At 67.5% G+C, this 25569-nt stretch carries 4 protein-coding genes; all 4 read left to right on the top strand.

Going from position 1 to position 25569, the window contains the following annotated elements:
- Positions 1-36: 36 nt before the first annotated feature.
- Genes RND64_RS10910 through entS form a run of 4 tightly spaced genes read left to right on the top strand, consistent with a single transcriptional unit; the run spans position 37 to position 25569 of the window.
- Positions 37-3255: a non-ribosomal peptide synthetase gene (locus RND64_RS10910; protein ID WP_049697343.1), complete on the top strand. Its 3219-nt coding sequence runs from the start codon at positions 37-39 to the stop codon at positions 3253-3255.
- Positions 3252-10826, top strand: coding sequence for a non-ribosomal peptide synthetase (locus tag RND64_RS10905; protein WP_049697342.1), 7575 nt, complete (start codon positions 3252-3254; stop codon positions 10824-10826). The genes RND64_RS10910 and RND64_RS10905 overlap by 4 nt, the downstream gene beginning before the upstream one ends.
- Positions 10823-24259: a non-ribosomal peptide synthetase gene (locus RND64_RS10900; protein WP_049697341.1), complete on the top strand. Its 13437-nt coding sequence runs from the start codon at positions 10823-10825 to the stop codon at positions 24257-24259. Before RND64_RS10905 ends, RND64_RS10900 begins: the two co-directional genes overlap by 4 nt.
- Positions 24256-25569 carry an enterobactin transporter EntS gene (entS, locus tag RND64_RS10895; RefSeq protein WP_049697340.1) on the top strand — a complete coding sequence of 438 codons (1314 nt, stop codon included), beginning with the start codon at positions 24256-24258 and terminating at the stop codon, positions 25567-25569. The genes RND64_RS10900 and entS overlap by 4 nt, the downstream gene beginning before the upstream one ends.

Below are 25569 nucleotides of genomic sequence, written 5' to 3'. Positions count from 1 at the left end.
GATCGCCGCATTACGCACTCCCGGAGTGGGGCGTTGATGCGCGCCACGTCGGCGCAGCAGGGCTTGTGGTTCGCGCAGCGAGTCGCCCCTAACCCCGATGTGTTCACGATCGGTCAACTCGTCGACTTCGAACCTCGACCCGATGCCAGTCGCCTCTCAGCCGCTGTTCGCCAGACCGTCGCCGAAGCCGACGGTCTGCGATCTGTGTTCTCCGAGCAGGACGGCGATGTGGCAGTCGAGCTCGGCGTACCGATCGAGGTCACCGACCGCGATCTCGGCGCCGATGCCGACGCGATCGATGTGTATGCGCAGGCCGCGGTCCAGATCGCGATAGATCCCGCATCCGGCCCGTGCGCAGTCGTCGAGATCCTCCACGCGGGTGGGCGCACCTCGATGCTCGTCGTCGCGCACCACATCGTGATCGACGCCTACGGCCTCGGTCTGCTCGTTCGACGCATCGGTCGCCTCTACGCGGATCCGGGTGATACCCGACGCCTCGGGAGCGTCGTCGACCTTCCGCCGGAACCCGATGCCGGTGCGAGTGCAGAATTCTGGACCCGCGAGCTCGCGGGCGTCACTGGTCCCCTGACCTTGGGCGACACGCCTCGTGGCCACCGCATCGCAGCCGCTACGCACACGACTCGTGCCCTGGTCCGCGGCGCAGGCGGGGCCGCGATGTCGCCTGATCGCCTCGTAGCCGCCGTCGCGGCATTCTGTGCACGCGCCACGGGTGCCGCCGACGTCGTGATCGGGTTCCCGATGATGAACCGATTCGGTTCTCCCACAGCCAATGTCGTGTGCACAACGGTCAACGTCACCCCACTGCGTATCGCTGTCGCCCCCGCAGCGACCGCCGGCGAACTCGCAGCCGACGCCGCAGCAGGCATCCGCCGGATCGCGCCGCATGCGCGTTACCGAGGCGAGGACATCGTCCGCGACGCACGACGCCGCGACGTCGACGGTGTCGTGGGACCGACAGTGAACGTCAAACCGTTCGGCTCAACAGTCACTTTCGATTCCGGGACCGCGGGTTCGGCAGACGCCGACTCAGCCGACTCAATTACCGCAACGGTCCGCTCGCTGCGTCGTGGTCCGGTCGTCGATCTCTCGATCACCGCACTCGACCTCGGCTCGACGGAGTCCGACCGCTCCGACCTGGAACTCACACTCGACGCCGACGCCGCCATCTACAGCCGAGCACACGCCGCGCGGATCGCCGACTCACTCGCGGCGTTCGTCGGCGAATTCCTGCGTGAGCCAACACGTCCCGTCGGCGCCATGCGGATCGTCGAGCACGTATCCGATGTGCCAGAATCCGGTGCGCCGGCCACCGGGCGGGCACGCGTCGACGTTCTCCCGTCCGGCGCGACGGCACCGATCGACCCGACCCCGCTCGGTGCCCGCATCGCGGCCGCCGAACCCGATGCGATCGCGGTGCGATACGGCGACGACGCGATCGATTTCGGCGAACTCAATCGTCGCGCAGACGAACTCGTGGCACGGCTGGGGCCAGTCGCACCCGAGTCGGTCATCGCTGTCGCACTCCCCCGCGGCATCGACCTCATCGTCGCGTTGGTCGCCGTGATGCGCAGTGGCGCAGCCTTTCTCCCACTCGATCCGGGATTTCCCGCCGACCGCAGAGCTGCCAGCATCGCCGACGCCGCGCCTGTCGCCATCATCGAACCCGCCGTCGTCGAATCCCGCATCACCGAACCCCCCATCACCGAACCCACCGTCGTGGCATCCGGAGACCGCGATGTTCAGATCCGGCGCCTTTCCGATCCGCACGGGCGGCCGATCAAGACCATGTCGGACGACCCGGTCGACAACTCTGCCGCCTACCTCATCTACACGTCGGGGTCGACCGGCAAGCCGAAGGGCGTGGTGATCCCGCACCGTGCCCTGCAGAACTTCACCGACCACATGGTCGGCGGACTCGGCCTCGGACCCGGCAGGTCACTGCTGGCGGTGACGACGATCTCCTTCGACATCGCACTCCTGGAGACACTCGTACCGCTCTCGGCGGGAGCATGTGTGGTCTTGGCCGACAACGACGACATTCACGATCCGGCGCGGCTCGCGGCACTCATCTCCCGGCATCGACCGGACGTCATCCAGGCCACACCGTCGTTGTGGTCGGCTTTCCTCGGTGCGGGGCACGGACCCGCGCTGGCAGGTGTCGACGTACTGGTCGGCGGCGAGCAGTTGCCCTCCGACGTCGCTCGCGACCTCGTCGCTTCCGCGCGGTCGGTGCGCAATATGTACGGACCGACCGAAACGACGATCTGGTCGACGACGGCTGAGATCGACGATGCAGCCGACGTCACCATCGGCACCCCGATCGCGAACACGGGTGTCCGCGTGCTGGATTCGACGCTGCACCCGGTTCCTGCCGGGCGCGTCGGCGAGCTCTATCTCAGCGGAGACGGACTCGCTCGCGGCTACCGCGGCCTGCCCGGCATGACCGCGGCCCGATTCGTCGCCGACCCGTTCACCGACGGCGCGCGCATGTATCGCACCGGAGACCTGGCGCGCATCCGGCCGGATGGCCGACTCGACTGCCTCGGCCGCACCGACCATCAGGTCAAGGTGCGCGGGTTCCGAGTCGAGCTCGGCGACATCGAGGCTGCGCTCACTTCCCTCCCGGCCGTCGCAGGCGCGGTGGTCACCTCCGTCGACGGGCGACTGGTCGGCTACGTGACCACGCACTCGGCCGCAGACAACCACACCGAGCACGACGCGCTGGCCCACTCGTGGCGGAGCGACATCGCCGACATCCTGCCCGACTACATGGTGCCGTCGGCACTCGTCGTGCTCGACGAGTTTCCCCTCACGCCCAACGGCAAGATCGACCGACGAGCACTGCCCGCGCCCGACTACGCGGCGCAGGCCGCTCGGTCGCGGCCGCCGTCGGGTCCCGTCGAGACCGCGCTCGCCGAGGTGTTCGCGACGGTGCTCAGGCTTCCCGCAGTCGGCGCGGACGACAACTTCTTCACACTCGGGGGCGACAGCATCGTCGCCGTGCGAGTGGTCAGCGCCGCGGCGTCGGCCGGCTGGGAAATCACACCGCTGGAGATCTTCGACCATCCCACGGTCGCGGGACTGGCGTCAGTGGCACGCAGCCACGCAACCGCTACGCATGCTGAGAACTCGTACCCGACAGGCCAGCCGCTCCCGACAAGCTCTGCGGCCGCAACCACCGCAGGGGTCGACGACGACGAACTCAACGAACTGATGGAGGGTGACCTGCTGTGAGCGCAGCGCTCGAAGACGTCCTACCCCTCACCGGCCTCCAGGAAGCGATCGTCTACCGATCGACAGCCCCTCGTGGCTCCGATGACGTCGACCCGTATCTGATCCTCGCCGACCTTGATCTCACGACGGTCCTCACGCATGAAATCGACGTCGACCGCCTGCGCGAGGCGATCACCACCGTCACCTCTCGACACGCAACATTGCGGACCTCGTACACACGTCGACGGACCGGCGAACCCGTAGCCCGCGTCCACACCACAGTCGAGACACAGCTCCCCGTCGTCGACATCGCCACGCTCGACGACGGACTCGACACCCTGCGCGCGGACGCCCGCACGACCGGCATCGCACTGACTTCGCCTCCGCCGCTGCGCTTTACACTCGTGACCGAGTCCGGACGCCCTCGCTGGCTGTTCGTCGTCGCACACCATGTTGCTTTGGACGGGTGGTCGCTGCACCTGATGTTCAGCGAGATCGTGCGCGCGTACCGGGGCGACACCCTCGCACCCGTACGGCCGATCAGCGACTACGCACGCTGGATTGCCTCACGGGGCCGCGACGTCGGCCCGTGGGTCGGGGCACTCGCAGATGTCGAGGCGTCGACGCTCATCGAGATCGTCGAGCCGACGACGCCCGCCGTGCCACTACGCGCGCACCTCAGCGCCGAGGTATCGGCGGCGCTGCGTGACGTCGCGACGCAGTCCTCGGCGACACTGAATACCGTCATCCAGCTCGCCTGGGCACTCGTGCTCGCCGACCGAAACGACTGCGACGACGTCGTATTCGCGACGGTCGTCTCCGGTAGGGATCCGTCGGTGCCCGGGGTCGACGAGATGATCGGCATGCTCATCAACACGATCCCGGTTCGGGTGCGCATCGATCCATCGGACACCGTCGGCGACACGCTGACACGACTGCAGCGCGAGCAACTCGCCCTCCTCGGTAGCCACCACGTGCCGCTCGCCGACATCATGTCGGCAGTAGATCTCGGCAGCCCGATCTCGTCACTCGTCGTGTTCGAGAGCTTCCCTCGGGGAGATGTGCGGCCCCACATCGAGGACGACAACGACTTCACCGCAACACTTCTCGTCGAAGACGACCCCTCCATCGGGCTGGTGCTCGAACGCCGCGGAGCAGACCCGCACCTACTCGATGAGGTCGTCGCGTGGCTGACCCTGCTCGCGCACTCGCGTGAGAAGCTCCTGGGTGGCCTCACGGTGACCCCTCCGGCCACGACGCCGCCATCAGGATCGCTCCCGTCAGCATCGCTGCCGTCAGCTCCCCTGCCGTATGTTCCGGTGGCCCAGCAGATCTCGGATACCGCGCAACGCTGTGCACGACGAACAGCCCTCGTCTCGGGTGATCGACGCGTCGGGTACCGCGAGCTGGATGTGCTCGCAGGACGAACCTCTCACGTGCTCAGAGATCGCGGAATCGGACCCGAATCCGTTGTCGCAGTGGCATTGCCGCGTGGCATCGACATGGTGGTCGCGATCCTGGCCGTTGCCCGGCTCGGCGCGGTCGTCGCGCCGATCGACCCGACCTACCCTTCCGGTCGCATCCGATTCATGCTCGACGACGCCGCACCCGCGCTCGTGCTCGACGAGCACAGCTTCGCCGAGATTCGCGCCGACGCGGTCACTTCGCCCGAACTCGCCCCGTACACGGCACATCCAGAGTCGGCCGCCTACCTGATCTATACGTCGGGTTCGACCGGAACACCGAAGGGTGTTGTGGGTACCGCTGCTGCGCTGGCGAATCGCATCGCGTGGGCCGCGCAGCGGTGGGACGGATCGGTCGTACTGGCCAAGAGCGCCATCGCGTTCATCGACGGCACCACCGAGATCCTGGGCGCACTCGCCGCGGGCGCCACCGTCGCCATCGCAGACGACGCGTCCGCGCGCGACGCGATGGCACTCGCCGAGCTGATCGACCGTCACGCGGTCGACCAGATCACGGCCGTGCCGTCACTGGCGAGGGCAATCGCCGACCTGCTCCCCGACAGCTCAGCGCGTCCCGCGCCGGTCGCGTCGATACGCCGGTGGATTGTCTCCGGTGAGCCGCTTCCCGGCAGCACTGCTGCTCAACTCGCGGGCGCCGCAGAAGAAGTCGTGAACTCGTACGGGTCGTCGGAGGTCGCGGGGGACGTCACCACCGCGACGATCCGCACCGCCGCGGTCGGCACGATCACCGTCGGCACGCAGGTTCCGGGCGCTGGTGTCGTCGTGCTCGACCGTCACCTGAACCCGGTGTCGGCCGGCCGTTCCGGCGAGGTCTACGTGACCGGCGTCCAACTGGCGCGGGGCTACCACGGGCACTCCGACTGGACCGCAACGCGATTCGTCGCGAACCCGGCAGGTTGCGGTGACCGGATGTATCGCACCGGCGATCGTGGTCTGATCACTGCCGACGGCAGACTGCAACTCCTCGGTCGTGCCGACTCGCAGGTCAAGATCCGTGGCACCCGCGTCGAACTCGGTGAGGTCGAACAAGCTGTCCTCGCACTCGGCGGAGTCGACGATGCCGTGGCGGTAACCGGTGAGGATCACGACGGACACGCACGTCTGGACGTCTACGTTGCCGGAGCTCAGGCACCCGACGCCGTCCCGGCCGAACTCGCCGATACGTTGCCCGCAGCCATGATCCCTGCCACGTGGACCCGACTCGACTCTCTTCCCCGCACACCGGGCGGCAAGACAGACCGTCGAGCCCTTCCCGCCCCGACCTCGCCGCGCGCGGTCTCCCGACGCGAGCCGCGCACCGAACTCGAGCGCCTCGTCGTCGACACCGTCGCCGACGTGCTCGGCTTCGACGCCGCGGGCGCGGCACGGCCGAGCGTCGACGACAACTTCTTCGACCTCGGTGGCCACTCCCTGTCGGCGACGCGTGTGCTGACGAGGCTGCGGGTGGCGACCGGACGTGTCGTCGGTGTCGCCGAGGTCTTTGCCCACCCGCGGCTCGTCGACCTCGCGGCGCTGTTCGCGGCCGACAGCGCTGAAATCACGACTACCGGCGTCACCGACAACTCGGCAGGCGTGCCCGCGCAACGCCCCGAACGGATTCCGCTGTCGCCCGCACAGCGCAGACTCGCCTTCCAGAGCGGGATCGGCGATGCCGCGTACACGATTCCGTTCGCCGTTCAGCTCGACGGGCCAGTCGACGCTGCGCGCCTGCAACGCGCACTCGACGGCATCGTCGAACGCCACGAGACGCTCCGCACAAGGATCGTCGACGACGCACAGGTCATCGATGGGGTCGACGGCGCGAGGGTGCTGATCGACGAACACCACATCGAACCCGCGAACCTCGACGCGACGATCGACTCACTCGTCGGGCGCCCATTCGAGTTGTCAGCGGACCTGCCCCTGCGCGCCGACCTCCTACGCACCTCCGAAGCGTCGGCGGTGCTGCTCCTCACGGTGCATCACATCGCCGCGGACGAATGGTCGGCAGCAACGCTTTTCAACGAGCTCGCCGCCGGATACAACGGCACGCAGGTTGCCGCACCACAGCTCCAGTACGCCGATCACACGCTTGTCGAGATCGAGCGGCTGGGCACCGTCGCCGATTCCCGGTCACTGGTGCGCCGACAACTCGACTATTGGCGAGACCAACTCGCCGACGCACCGGCCGAACTCGACCTCCCCTACGACCGTCCCCGACCCATCGAGCCGGATCCCGTTGGTGGCCAAGTCGAGATGGTCGTCGACGCCGACGTTCTCGTCGGGCTCCGCTCTGCCGCACGGGCACTCGACGCGACCGTGTTCATGGCAGCGCACGCCGCTGTGGCGCTCGCGCTCAACGCGTCCGGAGCAGGCAACGACATCGTGGTCGGCACCCCGGTGGCCGGCCGGTCATCGGCGTCCGCCGAGTCGCTGATCGGAATGTTCGTCAACACCCTGCCGCTGCGCACCGACCTCTCCGGTGATCCGACACTCCTCGAGGTGTTGCGCCGCGTCAGGGAGACCGACGTCGCGGCCTTGGCCGCACAGGATGTGCCGTTCGACGAGATCGTCACCGCACTCGCACCCGAACGAGCACTGAGCCGACATCCGGTGTTCCAGACGATGGTTCAGTACCGCGACCCGATCATCGCCCCCGAATTCACCGGGTTGCGTGCAGAACCCGTTTTCCCACGAGCGCGAACCGCCAAGTTCGACCTGACCTTCGAGTTCGTCGAACTCGCCGACTCCGCGGGCATCCGCTTGCGCGTGGAGTACGCCGCGGCACTCTTCGACGAACCGACCGTCACTGATCTCGCAGAGCGCGTGAGATCCATACTCCTCACGCTCGTCGACGCCCCGACCAGTCACGTCGCGCAGCTGCGCCTCGGCCGGTCCGCCGAGCTTCCCGTACTGCCCGCACCCGACGTCGTTCGTCCTCGGCGATCCCTTGTCGACATCTTCGCCGCCACCGCACGCACCTTCGCCGACCGTCCCGCCGTGTCCGGCGGAACGCACACTCTCACCTATCGCGAACTCGACGCACTCAGCGCGTCGATCGCTACACGCCTGCGCCGCGACGGCGTGCGACGCGGCCACTCGGTTGCCCTGATCCTGGAACGCTCGACGGACCTCGTCGCCGCGATCATCGCAGTACTGCGCTGCGGCGCCGCCTACGTTCCGATCGATCCCGCGTACCCGAGTGAACGCATCTCGTCGACCCTCGCCGACGCCGCGCCGACGGTCATCGTCGACGCCGACTACCTCCAGCGCGAAGATGACTCCCTCTCTGACACAGCGGTTTTCGATCCCGAACTCACCCCGGCTGACCCGGCCTATGTGATCTTCACGTCCGGGTCGACCGGAAAGCCCAAGGGTGTCACCGTCACGCACGGCAACGTCGCCGCATTGATCGATGCCACGGCCGAACTGTTCGACGTCGACGAGAACGACGTGTGGACGATGTTCCACTCCTACGCATTCGATTTCTCGGTGTGGGAGCTGTGGGGTCCGCTCTCGACCGGAGCGCACCTCGTCCTGCCCGATCACGCCACCACGCGCTCGCCCGCCGACTTCGCCGCCCTCATCGGCGAGCGGGGTGTGACCGTGCTCAGCCAGACGCCGTCGGCCTTCTTCGCCCTCGACGCCGCAGATCTCGCAGACACCGAGCACCAGGAGATCCCCGAGCACCAGGAGACCCCCGAAACAATTGGCTCCGGGTCGGCATTAGATTCACTGCGTTACGTGATCTTCGGTGGCGAGGCGCTCGACCTGCCGCGCCTACGATCGTTCGGCCGGCGGTATCCGCGGACCACGTTGGTGAACATGTACGGCATCACCGAAATCACCGTCCATGCAACGTATCTGGTGCTCGATCAGGAGACCATCGATACCGCCACGGGCAGCGACGTCGGGGCGTTGCTGCCAGGTTTCACCGGCCATCTGCTCGACGGATATCTGCGCCGGGTACCCGTTGGTGCCGTGGGTGAGCTGTACCTCGCCGGCCCCCAGGTCGCCGCCGGTTACCTGCAGCGCCCGGCGCTGCATGCAACCCGTTTCGTCGCCGACCCCTCGGGCACCGGTCAGGTGCTGTATCGCACCGGGGACCTGTTCCGACAGACCCGACAGGGTGCGCTCATCTATCTCGGGCGCGCGGACACACAGGTCAAGATCCGTGGTTTCCGTATCGAACTCGGGGAAATCCGGGCAGCCCTCGCGGGTCTGCCCGGCGTGCGCGACGCCGCAGTCCTAACCCGGCCCGGACCGAGCGGTGCCGACCGAATCCTGGCCTACGCCGTCGCGGACAATATCGCTTCCGATTCGCTGCACGCCGACTCACTCCACGAGGCACTGCGCAACGCTCTCCCTGAGCACGAGGTCCCGTCGGCCGTGCTGATCGTCGACTCGATCCCGCTGACGGTCAACGGAAAGACCGATGCCGCAGCACTTCCCGAGCCCGAGGTCGGCGTCGCGGAGGGTCGTGCACCGACGACAGCGGTCGAGACCGCGCTCGCCGACATCTTCGCCGACACTCTCGGACTCGACGACCCGCCGAGCGTCGACGACGACTTCTTCGCGCTCGGCGGCGACAGCATCGTCTCGACGACCTTGGTCAATCGCGCACGGCGACGTGGCATCCGATTCACGCCGAGGGACGTCTTCACGCACCGCACGGTCGCCGGACTGGGCTCGGTCGCCGAGTGGATCGACGACACGTCGTCTGCCGCGCCGACGAGCACGGACGACCCGGCGGCCACCGCGCCGACGCCCATTCCGCTGCTGCCGATCGTCCATCGACTCCGTGAGATCGGTGGCACGATCGACCGGTTCAACCAGTCGCTCGTCGTCGACACCCCGGCGGAACTCGACGCCGACACGCTTCGCGCAATGTTCCGTGCACTGCTCGATTCCCATGAGGCGCTTCGGAGTTCGTTGCAGATCGTCGCCGGTGTGCTCTGGAACATGCAGAGCGCGCCACCGGGATCGGTCGACGTCGACGACGTCCTGCGAATCGTCACGCTCGACAGATCCGTCTTCGACGATCCGGACGCGCTCGCCGCAGCTGTGTCGGCCGAATCCAGCGCCGCGGCAGGCAGATTGTCGCCCGGCGCAGGACGCATGGTTGGCGCGACCTGGTTGACGACCGGCTCACCCGACGATCCGATCGCGGGGCGACTGATCCTGGTCATTCACCATCTCGCCGTCGACGGCGTCTCCCGGCGCATCCTGCTCGAGGATCTCCACACCCTCTGGGAGACGGCAGCCACCGGTGTTGCGCCGCAACCGATTCCGACCCCGACACCCCTGCACGCATTCGCCGCCGCCGTGACCGAACGCGCCGCCGACCCGGCACTGCTCGACGAGGCGGCCCATTGGGCGCAGGTGCTGGCACCGGGCGGCGAACTGGTGCCCGGTCGGCTCGCCACGTCGGGCACCGTCGCCGACCAGCGGCGCCACGTCGTCACGTTGTCTCCGGAGACCTCGGCATCGCTCGTCTCCGATCTACCCACCCGCCGCGGTGTGGGGATCACGTCGCTGCTCCTCGGGGCGTTGCGTGTCGCCGCAACACGAGCTCTCGACACCGCGGACCTCATCGTCGACACCGAACGTCATGGTCGCGATGCACATGAGTTCGGGGTCGACGCGGATCTGTCGCATACGGTCGGTTGGTTCACCACCGTCGCGCCGATCCGGCTATCGGCCACCGGCGACATCGCCGACGCAATCGCCGACGCTGAGACAGCATGGACCGCAATGCCCGCTGCCGGTGCAGGATTCGGCATGCTGCGCTACCTCAACCCGCAGTTGTCGGCCGCACTCGCCACCATGTCGCGACCGTCCGTGCTGCTCAACTACCTCGGACGCTTCACCGTCGGCGGGGGCTCGCCCTGGCAGCCCTCGGTGGAATCGACGGCACTCGCCGCAGATCCCGACCCGGCCCTCGGTGTCGCCTACCCGCTCGAGATCGACATCGTCTGTCGTGACGAGTCGTCGGGTCCCGTTGTCGCCGCGACTTTCAGCTATCTACCCGACCACCTCGACGACGCCGCTGTGCGCGACCTCGCCGCTGCACTGTGCACGGCGCTCGATTCGCTTGCGGCGCCAGCAGAATCCGGAGTCAACCAGTGACCTCGCAGCATGTCAGCCCCCAACATCCGACTTCGCAGCATGCGAGTTCGCAGGATCAGACACTGCCCGTTCTCGCCGGTCAGCGTGACATCTATCTGTCGATGCAGGCCTCGGGCGACCCAGCCCTGTACGTGACCGGACTTTACGTCGAGGTCGACGCACGAACCGATGTCGAACGTCTGCGGGCGTCTATCCTCGCGGTCCTCGAGAAGGCCGAAGCGATGCGCGCCGTGTTTGTCGAAGAGGGCGGTGACGTACGGCAGCGGGTCCTGCCCATTACCGACTTCGATGTCGACATCCTCGACATACCTCTCCCCGAAGCGCGCGACTGGATGGCCGCACAACTCGCGCAGCCGATGGACATCACGCACGGCCCACTCACCGAGTGCACGATCCTGCGCACCGCCCGGACCGACACCGACTCCGGAATCGACCAGCCCGACCCGACATTGGCGCTTGTGAAGGTTCACCACCTCGTCTGCGACGGCATGGGGCTCGGCTTCTTCACCCAGGCGGTGCAGGAGCATTACGACGTATCCGGCGTTTCCGGGGCATCTGGCGCTTCCGGGACATCCGAGACTTCTGGCAACAGCACTGCGTCGCGAGCCAGGGACTGGCGGCTGCTCCCGGTGCTCGACGCCGAGCACGACTATCGCGACGGTCCCGACTTCACCGCCGATGCCGACTACTGGTTGGCGCGGATGGGCGACCGGCCGCAGCCGGTGCGACTCCTCGACGACGATGTGGTGCCCGGTCGCGGGATCATCGCGTCACGCTTCGACATTCCCCTCGAGGTTCTCGACCCGTTGCGCACGCTGGCGCGCGATGCAGGGGTACGACCGACCGTCCTGCTGATCGCCGCGGTTGCGGCGTTTGCCCATGTGCGCACCCGCCGCACCGACCTGGTTCTCGCGCTACCCGTGACCGGGCGCCTTGACCGTAGGGCACGCACAACACCGTCGATGGTGACCAGTGTGCTGCCGCTGCGCGTAGACGCGCACCCGCGCGACAACCTCGCCGACCTCGCCGCCCGCACCGAACGCGCGGTGTTCGCGCTCGTCGCCCACAGTCGTTTTCGCGGTGAGGATCTCGGCCGTGCTCTCGCAGCGCAGGCCAGGGACGCGGGTTCATCGGCACCATCTGACGGCCCGTACCGCATGTTCGGTCTCGGCGTGAACGTCATGGCGAACACCTCGCGGCAGACGATGGGCGGCCATCCACTCTCGCTGCATGCCCTCGCATCCGGTCCTGTCTCCGATGTCGAGATCCAGATCCAGGTCAGGCGTCGGGACAGGCCCGCCGAAGTCGTCGTTCGCACCGTCGCCGAGGAAGCCGAAAAGGCGCATCGTCTCGGCGAGGATTTCGCCGCTTTCCTGCGCGCGCTCGCCACCGCTCCCTCCGAACGCCTACGCGCATTCACTCCCGACGGACAGCTCAACGATGCGCTGCGCTCGGTTCACACGCAAACGCACGGAGCTGCGGGCGCAGTATCGCTGACACCTGCGTTGGCGCGACTTCGCGAAGGCCACATCGATCCGGATACATTGCCGCCCCGCATCATTCGCGCCTGGGCTCCCTCAACAGTGACCGCTGACGCGGTCGGTGACATCGCCTCTGCGCTGGTCGCGGCGCATCCCGCGTTGCGCACCACGGTCAGTCGGCCCGCACCGATCCTGTGGACCTTGACGACAGCGTCCACGCATGACAGCACCTTTCCGGTCTCGATCACCGACAGCGAGCCGACCGAAGCACCCGCGCACGGGTTGACCTTCGTGCCCGCGACCGGTGAGGTCATCGGCGCGTTCGACGCCGCGCTTGTCGATCCGACGTCCGCGGAGATCCTCCGCACCGACCTCCAGACCGCGCTCGACGACGCCGCCGCGGGTAGGCACATCGAGGTCGATGCACCGGACGCCGAACTCAGCACTCTGGCAACGGGATTGGCAGGACGAGCCGCCGATGTCGGCGCGTTGGCGCACTATCTTGAAGCCCTCGCGCCGGGAGCGTCGCTACCGCGCATCGACGGCGCATCCGGCGCATCCGGCGCATCCGGGACCGACCACTCGACACACCGCTCTCGCGTCGACGTGGACGACCCGAACGTCGAACATCCCACCCAGCACGCTCTCGTTGCGGCACTGGCAGGTGCGATCGCAGACGTCTTCGGCGCCGATGCGCCGCGGGAACTCCTGATCGACCTTGCCGTTGACCTGCGACCCGTCGGCACTCGCACGGTCGGCCCGTTGCAGGCACTCGAGCCGGTACGCATCGACCTGGCGAATCCCTCGCTACCTTCCGGCCTGAACCCGACTCTCGGCAACCGACCGGGTCTCGATGTGCTGCGCTATCTCTCGCCGCAGGTCGGCGCGGCGTTGGCCGGCGCCACTGCTGCGGGGCAGATCGTCGAACCCGACGTGCTCGTCGGCGACCACGGACTGCCGACCGCACACCCCGTCTCGATCAGGCTGTTGCGCAACGACTCTCCCGATCACGCAGGCTGGTCGGTCATCGTCGACGTCGATTCGGAAGTCATCCCACACGCCGACACCCTGGCGCAGGCGATCACCGACCGGGTGATCGCAGACGCCGATCGACGTCTGGTGGCACTCGACGAAGCGACCGTCGAGCGACTCACTCGCGAACACGGAACCATCGACGACATCTGGCCGCTGACACCGCTACAGGAGGGATTGTTCTTCCAGTCGCAGGTCGACGCATCCGACGACATCTACACCGCGCAGTTCTGGCTCGACCTCGGCCACCGAATCGACGCCGAGGCGCTGCGGCGCGCCGCACGTGCGCTGCTCGACGAGAATCCCGAGTTGCGGGCGGCATTCGTCGAGGTCGACGGCTCCCCTGTGCAGATCATCCGCAGCGCGGTCGATCCCGTCATCGCGGAGGTCGACCTCACGGAGGTGTCGCCCGACGTCGTCGACTTCGAACTCGACGCGGTCCTCGACGCCGACCGCGGTCGCGAGATCCCGATCGGCACCGCACCCCTCTGGCGGATCACGCTGATCCACCTGCCCGGCGAGCACGACCGCATCGTCGTCAACCGTCGATTCCTACTGTGGGACGGCTGGTCTGGCGGACTCGTGGTGTCGCGGCTGCTCGCCCACCTCGAAGGCGCACAGGCGACGACACCGGAAGCGTCACTGCGCGACTACCTCGCCTGGATCGCTGACACGTCCGACGCCGACGCGCTCGCGGCATGGCACGCACATCTCGACGGCTACACCGAGCCAGCACTCGTCGCGCCGCGGGCGGTGGGGTCTACTCCTCGTGCGCCGCGTCGGATCGAGGTCGACCTCGGTGTCGCCGCGTCGGAGTCACTCCGCGCTGACGCGAGGTCTGCGGGCGTCACACTCAACACCGTCATCTCGGGGGCCCTGACCCTCACGTTGTCGCGCGTCCTCGGAGTCACCGACGTCGCGTTCGGTTCCACCGTCGCCGGCCGTCCGACAGAGGTTGCCGGCCTCGACACCGTGATCGGGCTGTTCCTCAACACCGTCCCCGTGCGAACGGTGCTGCATCCGCAGGAGTCGGTGCGAGACTTCCTGCGCCGCAGTCAGGATGCCCGCGTAGAGCTGATGGCCTACGACCACATCGGATTGGCCCGCCTTCAGCAGGAGACCGAGCATCCGGTGCTGTTCGACGTCCTCTACGTCCTGCAGAACTTCCGAACCGAAGAAGAGGAGCGCGAGCAGTCGGCGCTGCACGACGTCATCGGCGAGGGCAGTCTGGACCACACCCATTACCCGTTGGCGCTCGTGGTGACACCTGGTGCATCGATTCGGTTCCGACTCGAGTATCGAGACGACCTGATCGACCATCGCTACGCCGACGGATTCGTGACACGATTCCGCCACGCACTGGAGTTGATCGGTCGCGACCTCGACACCACGGTTGCCTCCCTCGATCTCTCGCTCGAGTCGGACGTTGCGCTCGTCGGTCCACTCCATCGGCTCCCCGACACCACGGTGTCGGGATTGCTCGCCGAGCGCGCCGCAACGATCCCCGACGCCGATGCACTCATCTACGGCGATTCGCGTCTCACCTACGCACAGCTCGACGGCGAGGTCGACCGTGTCGCGCATGTGCTCGCAGACCACGGTGTCGGAGCGGAAACAGTTGTCGCACTGGCGATCCCCCGTTCCATTGAGACCGTCGTCGCACTGTTTGCGATCCTGCGGGCCGGCGGAGCGTATCTGCCCCTCGAACTCGATCACCCCGACGGCAGACTCCACGGCATCATCGACGACGCAGCGCCGCTGCTGATCCTCACCCACAGCTCGGTGGCGCACCGATTCGACACCGTCGGCCTGCCGACACTTGCGGTCGACGACCTGCCCGAGCCCACATCACCGGCGTGGACGGCTCCCCACGTCGACCCGGATCAACCGGCGTACGTGATCTACACGTCGGGTTCGACGGGCAAACCCAAGGGCGTCATCACGCCCTACCGCGGCCTGACCAACATGCAGCTCAACCACCGCGAGAAGGTCTTCGAACCCGCGATCGCGCTCGCCCGTGAGGCCGGTGTCAGCGGGCGACTCCGCATCGCGCATACGGTCTCTTTCGCGTTCGACATGTCCTGGGAAGAGCTGCTGTGGCTCGTCGAGGGCCACGAGGTCCACGTCGCCGACGAGCAACTCCGTGCCGATTCGACAGCGCTCGTCGCCTACTGCGCGACCCACCGCATCGACGTCATCAACGTGACGCCCACGTACGCCGCGCAGTTGTTCGCCGACGGCCTCCTCGCAGGCGACCACGTGCCCGCGCTTGTCCTGCTCGGTGGTGAGGCAGTCTCCGAACCGGTGTGGACCGCGCTTCGTCAACACCCGCACACCCTCGGCTACAACCTCTACGGCCCCACCGAGTACACGATCAACACCCTCGGGGTCGGCACCGACGAGACACCGACATCGTCGGTCGGTACCCCGATCTGGAACACCACCGCACACCTGCTCGACCCGTGGCTGCGACCGGTGCCCGCGGGGGTGCCGGGCGAGTTGTACATCAGCGGCGCGGGCCTTGCGCGCGGATATCTCGGACGGCCCGATCTGACCGCAGAGCGGTTCGTCGCGGACCCGTTCTCCGACGGAGGCCGCCTGTACCGCACCGGCGACGCGATGAAGATCCGTCCCGACGGCAATCTCGACTTCCTCGGACGCACAGACGATCAGGTCAAGGTCCGCGGCTATCGGGTCGAACTCGCCGAGATCGACGCCGCGGTGACCGCGCTGCCGCAGATCGCGTCGTCGGCAGTCGTGGCGACCGCCGATCCGGCGACACCCGACGTCAAACGTCTTGTGGCATACGTGATTCCCGCCGACGCAGACGCGGAACTCGACTATGCGCACTTGCGACGCGAGTTGAGCGCGAAGCTCCCCGACTACATGGTCCCGACCCTGTTCGCCACGGTCACCGAGTTCCCGATGACCGTCAACGGCAAGCTCGACGTGAAGGCGCTGCCCGCCCCCGAGGTCGGTGGAACACGACGCGCACCCCGCACCGAGCTCGAACGGCGGCTGTGCGAGGTCTTCGCCGAGGTCCTCGGACTCCCGGACACCGATGAGGGATGTGCCGTCGGAATCGACGACGACTTCTTCGCACTGGGCGGTCACTCCATGGCCGCGATGCGACTCGTCTCCACCCTGCGCGCCGAACTCGGCGCCGAACTGGCGATCCGCGACCTCTTCGAGGCCAGGACTCCCGCCGACATCGCGCTGCGCACCGAACTGACCGGATCGACCACCGACATCACGACCGGTGTTCGGCCGGACCGTATCCCGCTCTCGCCCGCACAGGAACGACTCTGGGTGCTCTACGAGATGGATCCCGACGACATCTCGTATCACTACGGCCACGTCGTGCGCGTGCACGAATCCATCGACACCGACGCGCTGTCGGCCGCCATGAGAGATGTACTGGCACGCCACGAGAGTTTGCGCACCGTCTTCGAGACCACGGCGGACGGCGAGGTGTACCAACGTGTTCTCGACTCCGCTGAGATCCCCGATGTGGTCGAGGTGCGCACCGCCGGTGCCGAGGTCACAGAGGTGACACGCGAGTTCCTCACGCGCGCTTTCGATCTGCGTTCGGCGCCACCGATCAGGGTGCAGGTGGCGCATGTCGCTGCACCCGACGAGTCGACCGTTGCCGTCCTGACCATCGCGATGCACCACATCGCCACCGACGAATGGTCGGACCGACCGCTGCTCACCGATCTCACTGCTGCCTACGCCGCGCGGGCCGCAGGTGCAGTACCGGAGTTCTCGGCGCTGCCCGTCCAGTACGCCGATTACGCACTGTGGCAACGTGATCGGATCAGCGAGCGCGGCCAGAAGCAGCTCGACTTCTGGACCGACACACTCGCCGACCTCCCCGAGGAGCTCGCACTTCCCCGCGACCGTCCACGGCGTCCCGGTGCGCCGGGGCCCGCGGCAACGGAGTCGACCGTCGTCGACGCCGACACCCGTGCGACTCTCGCGCGTATCGCCGCCGATCGTGGAGCCAGCATGTTCATGGTCGCCCAGGCGGCGGTAGCCACACTGCTGTACCGGGTGGGCGCCGGAACCGACATCCCGCTCGGTTCGCCGGTGTCCGGCCGCAACGATCCCGCGCTCGACGACCTCGTCGGCTTCTTCGTCGACACCCAGGTGTTGCGCACCGACGTCGGCGGCCACCCGCGTTTCGACGAACTCATCGACCGTGTCCGCGCAGTTGATCTCGCTGCATTCGACAACCAGGACATCCCCTTCCAGCAGATCGTCGAACACCTTGCACCGCAGCGCGTTCCCGGACGCAATCCATTGTTCTGCGTTAGCGTCGGATACCTGCCGTTCGGCGCGATGCCCGATCGCTTCCTCGGTGTCCCGGCGACGTTCGAGCACCTGACGTCCGTATCGGCCAAGTTCGATCTCGCCTTCACCGTCGTCGACAACACCGAGACGGGTGAACTGACGCTCGCCCTCGAGTACGCGACGACGATGTTCGACGCCGCAACCGCTCAAGACCTGCTCGCACGCCTTGCCCGCATCCTGCGCGTCGTCAGTGCGACGCCCGAGGTCGTCGTCGATCAGATCGAGCTTCTCGGTCCCGATGACGAGGCATCCATCCGCGACGCCGAACGCGGCGCGCAGGCGCTCGCCGATCACGCCGATACGGTGGCAGATCTCATCGACGACGCCACCCGCAGGCATTCGTCGCGAATAGCGTTGTCCGACACCAATGGTGGATCGGTCGACTACGCCCAGCTCGCAGCGGCGACCGAACGCCTGGCTGGCCGTCTCATCGACCTCGGCGTACGCCCCGGCGACGTGGTTGCCGTTCTCGTGCCACGAAGCATGGCGCAACTGACGGCCCTGCAGGGTGTGCTGCGGGCCGGTGCGGCCTATTTGCCGATCGACACCGACACACCGGCCGACCGAGTCGCAACGATCCTCGACGACGCGCGCCCCGCTGCCGTCATCGTCGGAAGCGGCAACTCGGCACCGACCGCCGTCAGTGTCCCCACGGTCAGCGTCCCCACCGTCAGCGTCGACGACGGTCTCTTCGATGAGGCCTCTGCGGACTCGGTGACGTCACCCACGAACGCTGCGTTGCCTCACGTGCGTGCCGACGACGCCGCATATGTGATCTACACGTCGGGTTCGACGGGCAGGCCGAAGGGCGTGGTGGTCACCCATCGCAGCGTGGTGAACGTGCTGCGCTGGCGCGCGCAGACCATGCCGGGCGGCGGTATCGGACCAGCCGACACCGTTCTCGCCAAGACGCCGGTCGGTTTCGACGGTGCCGTGTGGGAGTTGTTGCTGCCGTTCACTGTCGGCGCGCGCGTTCTCGTCGCAGAACCGGGCGCACAGCGCGACCCCCGCCGACTCGCCGACCTCATCGGCGCCCACGGCGTGACGACGACGGTCTTCGTGCCGTCGCTGCTCGAGCTGTTCGTCCCCCACCTTCCTGGCCTCGACTCACTGCGTCACATGATCGTCGGCGGCGAGGCGTTACGCACCGAGCTCGTCGACGACGTACTCGCCGCGGCACCGTCGCTGGCAGTGATCAATGCCTACGGTCCCACCGAGACCACGGTCGTCGTCACCGATCACACCGCGGTTCCACACGCGTCCACCCGCACGGCACCCATCGGACGTCCGATCGCCGGTACCGACCTCCTCGTCCTCGACACGTCGTTGCGGCGTGTACCCGACGGCGCGGTAGGCGAACTGTACGTGCGCGGAACACCGCTCGCCCGTGGATATCTCGGGCGCCCAGCTCGCACCGCGGGCTCCTTCGTCGCCGATCCAACCGGTGACCAGCCGGGCGCGCGGGTCTACCGGACAGGCGATCTGGTCCGACGTCGAGCAGGCGTCCTCGAATACCTCGGCCGTATCGACAGCCAGGTGAAGGTGCGCGGAAACCGCGTCGAGCTCGGCGAGATCGACGCGGCACTGCGTTCGCTGCCCCAGGTCGCCGACGCCGCGGTCGCCGTCGACTCCGATCGGGTCGTCGGCTGGATCGTCGCAGCAAGCGATTCGGAAGACGCCGGCTCGCAGGACGAGTCGTCCGTCGTCGAGTCCGTGACACGTCAACTCTCGACGTTGCTGCCGGACTACATGATTCCGTCACCGCTGGTCGTGCTCGATGCGTTTCCGCTGAATCAGACCGGCAAGCTCGACCGCCGTGCGTTGCCGACGCCGACCGTCGACGGTTCGCAGGGCACCAGCCCGCGGACGTCGCTGGAATCCGACCTCGCCGAGATCTTCTCGGCGGTGCTCGGGACCGACGTCACCGATATCCACGCGAGCTTCTTCACCCTCGGCGGCCACTCGCTCGCCGCCATCAAGTTGGTCAACCTGATTCGCGGTTCACTCGGGTACGACGTCGGGGTCCGGACCGTTTTCGACGAGCCGAGCATCGCTCGACTAGCCGAGTGGCTCGTCGCCAACGGGGAAGCCACGCCGCCGGAATCACATTCGGACACAACGAGTTTGCGTCGTCGCGCCGACGCCGAACCGGTGCTCTCCTTCGGTCAGGCCCAGATGCTGACGCTCGCGGGAGTGTCGGGACCCACCAGCACCTACAACGTGCCGCTGCTCTGGCGTCCGGACGGCCCCCAGGGGACGACACCCATCGACGCGGAAGTGTTGCGCGCAGCAGTCCGCGACGTCGTCGACCGCCACGAGATACTCCGAACGCGGTACCCGGACGACCGCCCCGACGTCGTCGTCGCACCACAGATTCCGGTCCGCGTGGTCTCCGACGTCACTGAGTTGCACGCGGACGCGGCACATGCCTTCGACCTTGCCGCCGAGATACCGATTCGGGTGGCGACAACGTCCGAGTTCGCGGTGGTCACGATCCATCACATCGCCACCGACGAGTGGTCGGCAGCGCCGCTGCGTGCCGACCTCGATACGGCGTATCGTGCACGCGGACAACAGATTGCACCCGAGTGGGACGATCTCGCACTGCAGTACTCCGACTTCGCCGCATGGCAGCGGGATCTGCTTGCCGACGACCGCGGTCGACGCGAGCTGGACTTCTGGCGCCGCGCTCTCGACGGTTCGCCGGAGGAGCTGTCCCTTCCCTACGACCGGGCCCGACCTCCGCGACCGTCAGGTCGTGGCGACGGAGTCCTCGTCGGCGTTCGCCCCGAGACGGTCGTGGCACTCAAGGAGCTTGCCGCATCGACGGGAACGTCGATGTTCATGGTGTTCCAGGCGTCCGTGGCGGTTCTGCTGTCACGACTGGGTGCAGGCACCGACATCCCGCTCGGATCGCCGGTCACCGTGCGCGACGACGCACGGCTCGACCAACTCGTCGGCTTCTTCCTGAACACCCTCGTGCTGCGCACCGATGTGTCGGGTGACCCGACGGTGGCCGAGCTACTCGCCAGGGTCCGCGCGGCCGACCTGTCGGCGTTCGAGAACAAGGACGTCCCGTTCGAGCAGGTCGTCGAAGCGGTGGCGCAGTCACGCTCGTCGGCGCTCAACCCGCTGTTCCAGACGATGGTGGTCTACGTCGACGGGCGACTCCCCGAGTCACCAACCGACGGAAACACGGGAACACACGAGGGTGAAGGCATCGCGCCGCCACTGCCGACGACGGCGAAGTTCGATCTGTCGTTCGACTTCACCGAGGACGCCACCGGCGTGACGCCGCGGGTGGGCGGAGTGATCGAGTACAGCACCGATCTGTTCGATCGGGCGACGGTCGAATCGATGGCCCAACGGCTCGTCATGATCCTGGACTTCATGGCGGCACAACGGGATCGGCCGCTACGCGAGCTCGACATCCGTATCGCGACGGAACTGCGCGACCTGCATCGTCCGCCCGCTCCTGCGACGACCTTCCCCGAGTTGTTCGACGCCGCGGTGGCCCGCGATCGATCTGCACCTGCGCTCCGGGGCCACGACGGTACTCGCACGTTCGGCGAGCTCGACCTGCGCGTGAAGACAATCGCGGCCAGGCTCGTGGCCGAGGGCATCGGTCCCGAGGACGTCGTGGTCGTGTCGCTGCCTCGTGGTGTGGTCGCGCTCGAAGCGATCTTCGGCGTACTCGTCGCGGGTGCCGCATACCTACCGATCGAGCCGGGTACACCGCGCGAGCGAGTTGCCGCGATGACCGGCGTCGCGGCGCCGCGACGCGTGATCGACACCCTCGACGACCCGATTCTCGCTCCAACACAGGCCGATTCGGCGCCTGCGCTGAGGCGGACAGCGACCGTGCTGCCCGATCACCCCGCCTACGTCATCTTCACCTCCGGGTCGACGGGCACACCGAAGGGGGTCGTGGTGCCCCATCGCGGTCTTGCGAACCTCTTCGCAAGTCACCGTCGCATGCTCCACGAGCCCGCACGTCGCCGCGCCGGGCGTGATCGCCTGCGCGTCGGCCACGCATGGTCGCTGGCGTTCGACGCCTCGTGGCAGCCACAGCTGTGGCTCCTCGACGGCCACGAGGTGAGCATCGTCGACGCCGATACCCAGCACGACGCGCAGGCGCTCGCCGCGCAGTTGCGTGCCGAAAGCTGGGATTTCCTCGAGCTGACGCCGTCACACCTGCGTCAACTCGACGGTGCCGAAGAATCCCTGTGCGCCATCGGTTTCGGTGGCGAAGCGGTTCCCGACGCCCAGTGGCAGCGCTATCGCGAACTCACCGGCACCGACGCCTACAACCTGTACGGACCCACCGAGGCGACGGTCGACGCTCTCGTCGCACGCGCGGCCGACGCCGAGCATCCGGTGGTCGGCCGACCCGTCGACGGAGCGCGCGCGTACGTCCTCGACCCGGCACTCATGCCGGTTCCCGACGGCGTCGACGGTGAGTTGTACCTCGCCGGAGCGGGATTGGCGCGCGGCTACCTCGGTCGCGGCGACCTCACCGCCGAACGATTTGTCGCCGACCCGTTCGCGGCAGACGGGTCGCGGATGTATCGCACGGGCGACACGGTTCGTTGGACGCGAGACGGCCAGCTCGACTTCCGCGGCCGTGCCGACGACCAGGTGAAGATCCGCGGCTTCCGTGTCGAGCTCGGTGACGTCGAGTCGGCGCTGACGTCGGTACCGGGTGTGACGACGGCGCTCGTCGTCGCGCGTGCCGGCAGGCTCGTCGGCTATGTCGTAGCCGATCGTTATCCAGAACAGAACTGGACAGGTGAGAAGCAGGCTCCGGTGGAGCCCGCCACCCTGCGTGCTGCCGTGCGCGCGATGCTGCCCGACTACATGGTGCCCGCGACCGTCGTCGTGCTCGACGCGCTGCCCACCCTGCCGAACGGCAAGATCGATCGCCGCGCGCTACCGGAACCGACCTTCGACCACACTGTGCGTCCGCCGGAAACGGACGTGCAGCGGCGAGTGTGTCACGCCGTGGCCGACGTGCTGGAATTGCCGGCCGACCAGGTGGGACTCGACGACGACTTCGCAGAGCTCGGTGGCGACAGCATCGTGGCGATGCAGCTCGTCGCCCGGTTGCGCGCCGAGGGCTTCACACTCAGTCCGCGTGACGTGATGGTCAACCGCACCATCGTCGGACTCGCAGACACGGTCGAACGTGCCGGGGCCACACCGGAACTCGCCCGGGTGACCGCGGGCGTCGTGCCTGCCACACCGATCGTCGGCTGGCTCGACGAACTCACGAGCGGCAACCCCGAGCACATCGGTGGCTTCCACCAATCAGCGCTGCTCACGGTTCCCGCGGGTCTCGACGTCGACGCGCTCACACAGGCGCTCAGCATTCTCGTGTCGCGCCACCACATGCTGCGTGCACGACTCGTCGCCACCACGTCGCCGTGGCACTTCGAGATCCCCGAGATCCGCGAGGACACAACCGAATCCGGCGTCGTGCCCGAGGTGCTCGTCGTCGACGGCAGTGAGGGAGATCTGATCGAGCTCGCACGCACTGTGCGCGCTCGCCTGGATCCCGTGGCAGGACGCATGGTCGCGGCCGCGTGGAGCGATCGGGGCGATGAACCGGGCCGCCTGCTGGTGGCCATCCATCACCTCGTCGTCGACGGCGTGTCGTGGCGCGTGCTCGTCCCGGAACTGATTGCCGCGTACACGCAGCTGACCGCAGGTGTTGCACCGGAAGACATCTCGCTCGCGCAGGTATCGACCGACTTCGGTGCGTGGGCGCGCGAGTTGGCGGAGTTGGACCGCAGTGGTGAGACGGACCTCTGGCGTCAGATCGCCGCCGATGTCGATCCGCTGGCCGTCTTCTCGCGTGCCCTCGATCCCACTCGTGATCGCCAGGGCACCGTGCTCCGACATCGCGTCGATGTCGATACCGATGTCGCGCGGGAAATCCTGGGTCCGGTCGGCGCACGGCTGGGTGTCGGCGTCGACGAGGTGCTGTTGGGCGCGTTCGGTGCGGCGATCAGCACTCCGACGCTCGTCGACTCCGAGGGGCACGGCCGCGTCGAACATCTCGTTCCGGGCGCCGATCTCACCGGCACCGTCGGGTGGTTCACGGCCGTCCACCCGATCCGGGTCGGCGGTACCGACGACGCCGCGACACAGGCGAGAGATCTCGCGGCGCAACGGGCGACGATCCCGGACGGTGGCGTCGGGTACGGTCTGCTGCGGTACGGTTCCGCGAGCGGCGACGAAAGCAGCGGCCGGGAGATCATCGACCTGCCCAGCGCGGCCATCGAGTTCAATTACGTTGGTCGATACCGTGATTTCGCGTTCGATGGGTGGTCGATGGCGCCCGAGTCGGTCGACATCGGACCCGACGACGAGATGCCCGCCGGTTACGGACTCATCGTCGACGTCGCGACGGTCGACGGTCCTGACGGGCCGCGACTGTCGGCAACGTGGAACTACCAGCCCGGAATGATCGACGCACATGCCATTGCGCGTCTGGCAGAACGATGGCTGGCCGCCCTCGCCGAATTGGCGAGCGTGAACTGCGGCGAGACGGAAGGTGGTCGATGAGCGGCAAGGTACGTGGGGTCCTGATCGATATCAGTCCCCTGCGCGAGAGCGCGGCCTTCCGCCGCATCTTCTGCGCCCGACTCATCTCGATCATCGGCATCGGGCTCCTCATGGTGTCGGTGCCGATCCAGATGTACGACCTCACCGGATCGTCGGCGCAGGTCGGCGCGGCGACTGCCGTCACGGGCGTCACGACGTTCGTTGGCATGCTGGTCGGTGGTGTTCTAGCCGACCGGTTCGATCGCAAGAAGCTGATTCTTCTGGGACGCACGGGCGCGGCACTGAGCTTCGCAGGCCTCGCGCTGAACGCTTTCGGTGTATTCGGCACGACGTCGGTGGTGGCTCTGTACGTTCTTGCGGGCGTCGACGGGCTGATCGGCTCGCTCTCGACGTCGGCGTTGATGGCGGCGGTGCCGACGCTGATCCCGCGAGACAAGCTCGTTGCAGTCGGCGCACTCAGTTCGCTGACAGTCCGGGTCGGGACCGCGATCTCGCCTGCCATCGCCGGATTGATCATCGCGGCTGCCGGTGTCGAGTGGGCCTACACCATCGCCGCGATCCTGGCGACCCTGACGGTGCTGATCCTGCTGGGTCTCCCGTCGATGCCTCCCACTGCGGCAACCCTTGGCGCAGAGTCGGAGTCGTCGTCCGGAGGAGCTCAGGTCAACGCCGCCGACGCGGCACACAGCGACTCGCCGCAATCACTCGTCGAGTTCCTCACCTCGCAACGAGTCGTGCTCGGCGTGATGATCGTCGGTGTCCTGGCGATGCTGGGCGCGGGACTCGTGGCACTCCTTCCCGCGCTCGTGGCGGAGCGGTTCGGCGGCGACGCCAGAGCAACCGGCCTGCTGTACGCGGCCGTCGCCTGTGGCGCGATGCTCGGCGCACTCACCAGTGGATGGTTGGCAGGGGTACGGCGTCCGGGTGTCGTGTTGCTCGGCGCACTCGCGGGCGCGGCGCTCGTCCAGGTGCTCTTCGGGTTCGCACCGGTCGCGTGGCTGGCGATCGTCCTGCTGTGCATCGTCGGATATCTCGAGGCGACGCAGGAAGTGCTCCGGTATTCCCTCATCCAGCACCACACCCCCGGGCCGCTGCTCGGACGGGTGAACGGCATCTGGATGGCCCAGGAGGTCGGCGGCGTGACGATCGGTGCGCTCGTCGCAGGCGTCTTCGGCACGATCTGGACCGCATCGGATGCCATCGTCTACTACGGACTCGCGCTGCTCGTCCTGTCGGTCATCGCGGCCTTCGCGCTCCGGGCGGTCGTCGCAGTACTTAACGACCGCCCGGTGGAGAGCACGCTGTCCTGA

The organism is Gordonia sp. w5E2 (genome assembly GCF_036540975.1).
In the GTDB taxonomy this organism is placed as follows: domain Bacteria; phylum Actinomycetota; class Actinomycetes; order Mycobacteriales; family Mycobacteriaceae; genus Gordonia; species Gordonia jacobaea.
Note: the sequence above shows the minus strand (reverse complement) of the source record. Positions and strands in the feature narration are given on the sequence as shown.

Excerpts from the sequence above, each read along its gene's own strand:
- RND64_RS10910 (WP_049697343.1), top strand. The coding sequence starts at position 37 with ATGCGCGCCACGTCGGCGCAGCAGGGCTTGTGGTTCGCGCAGCGAGTC.
- entS (WP_049697340.1), top strand. The coding sequence starts at position 24,256 with ATGAGCGGCAAGGTACGTGGGGTCCTGATCGATATCAGTCCCCTGCGC.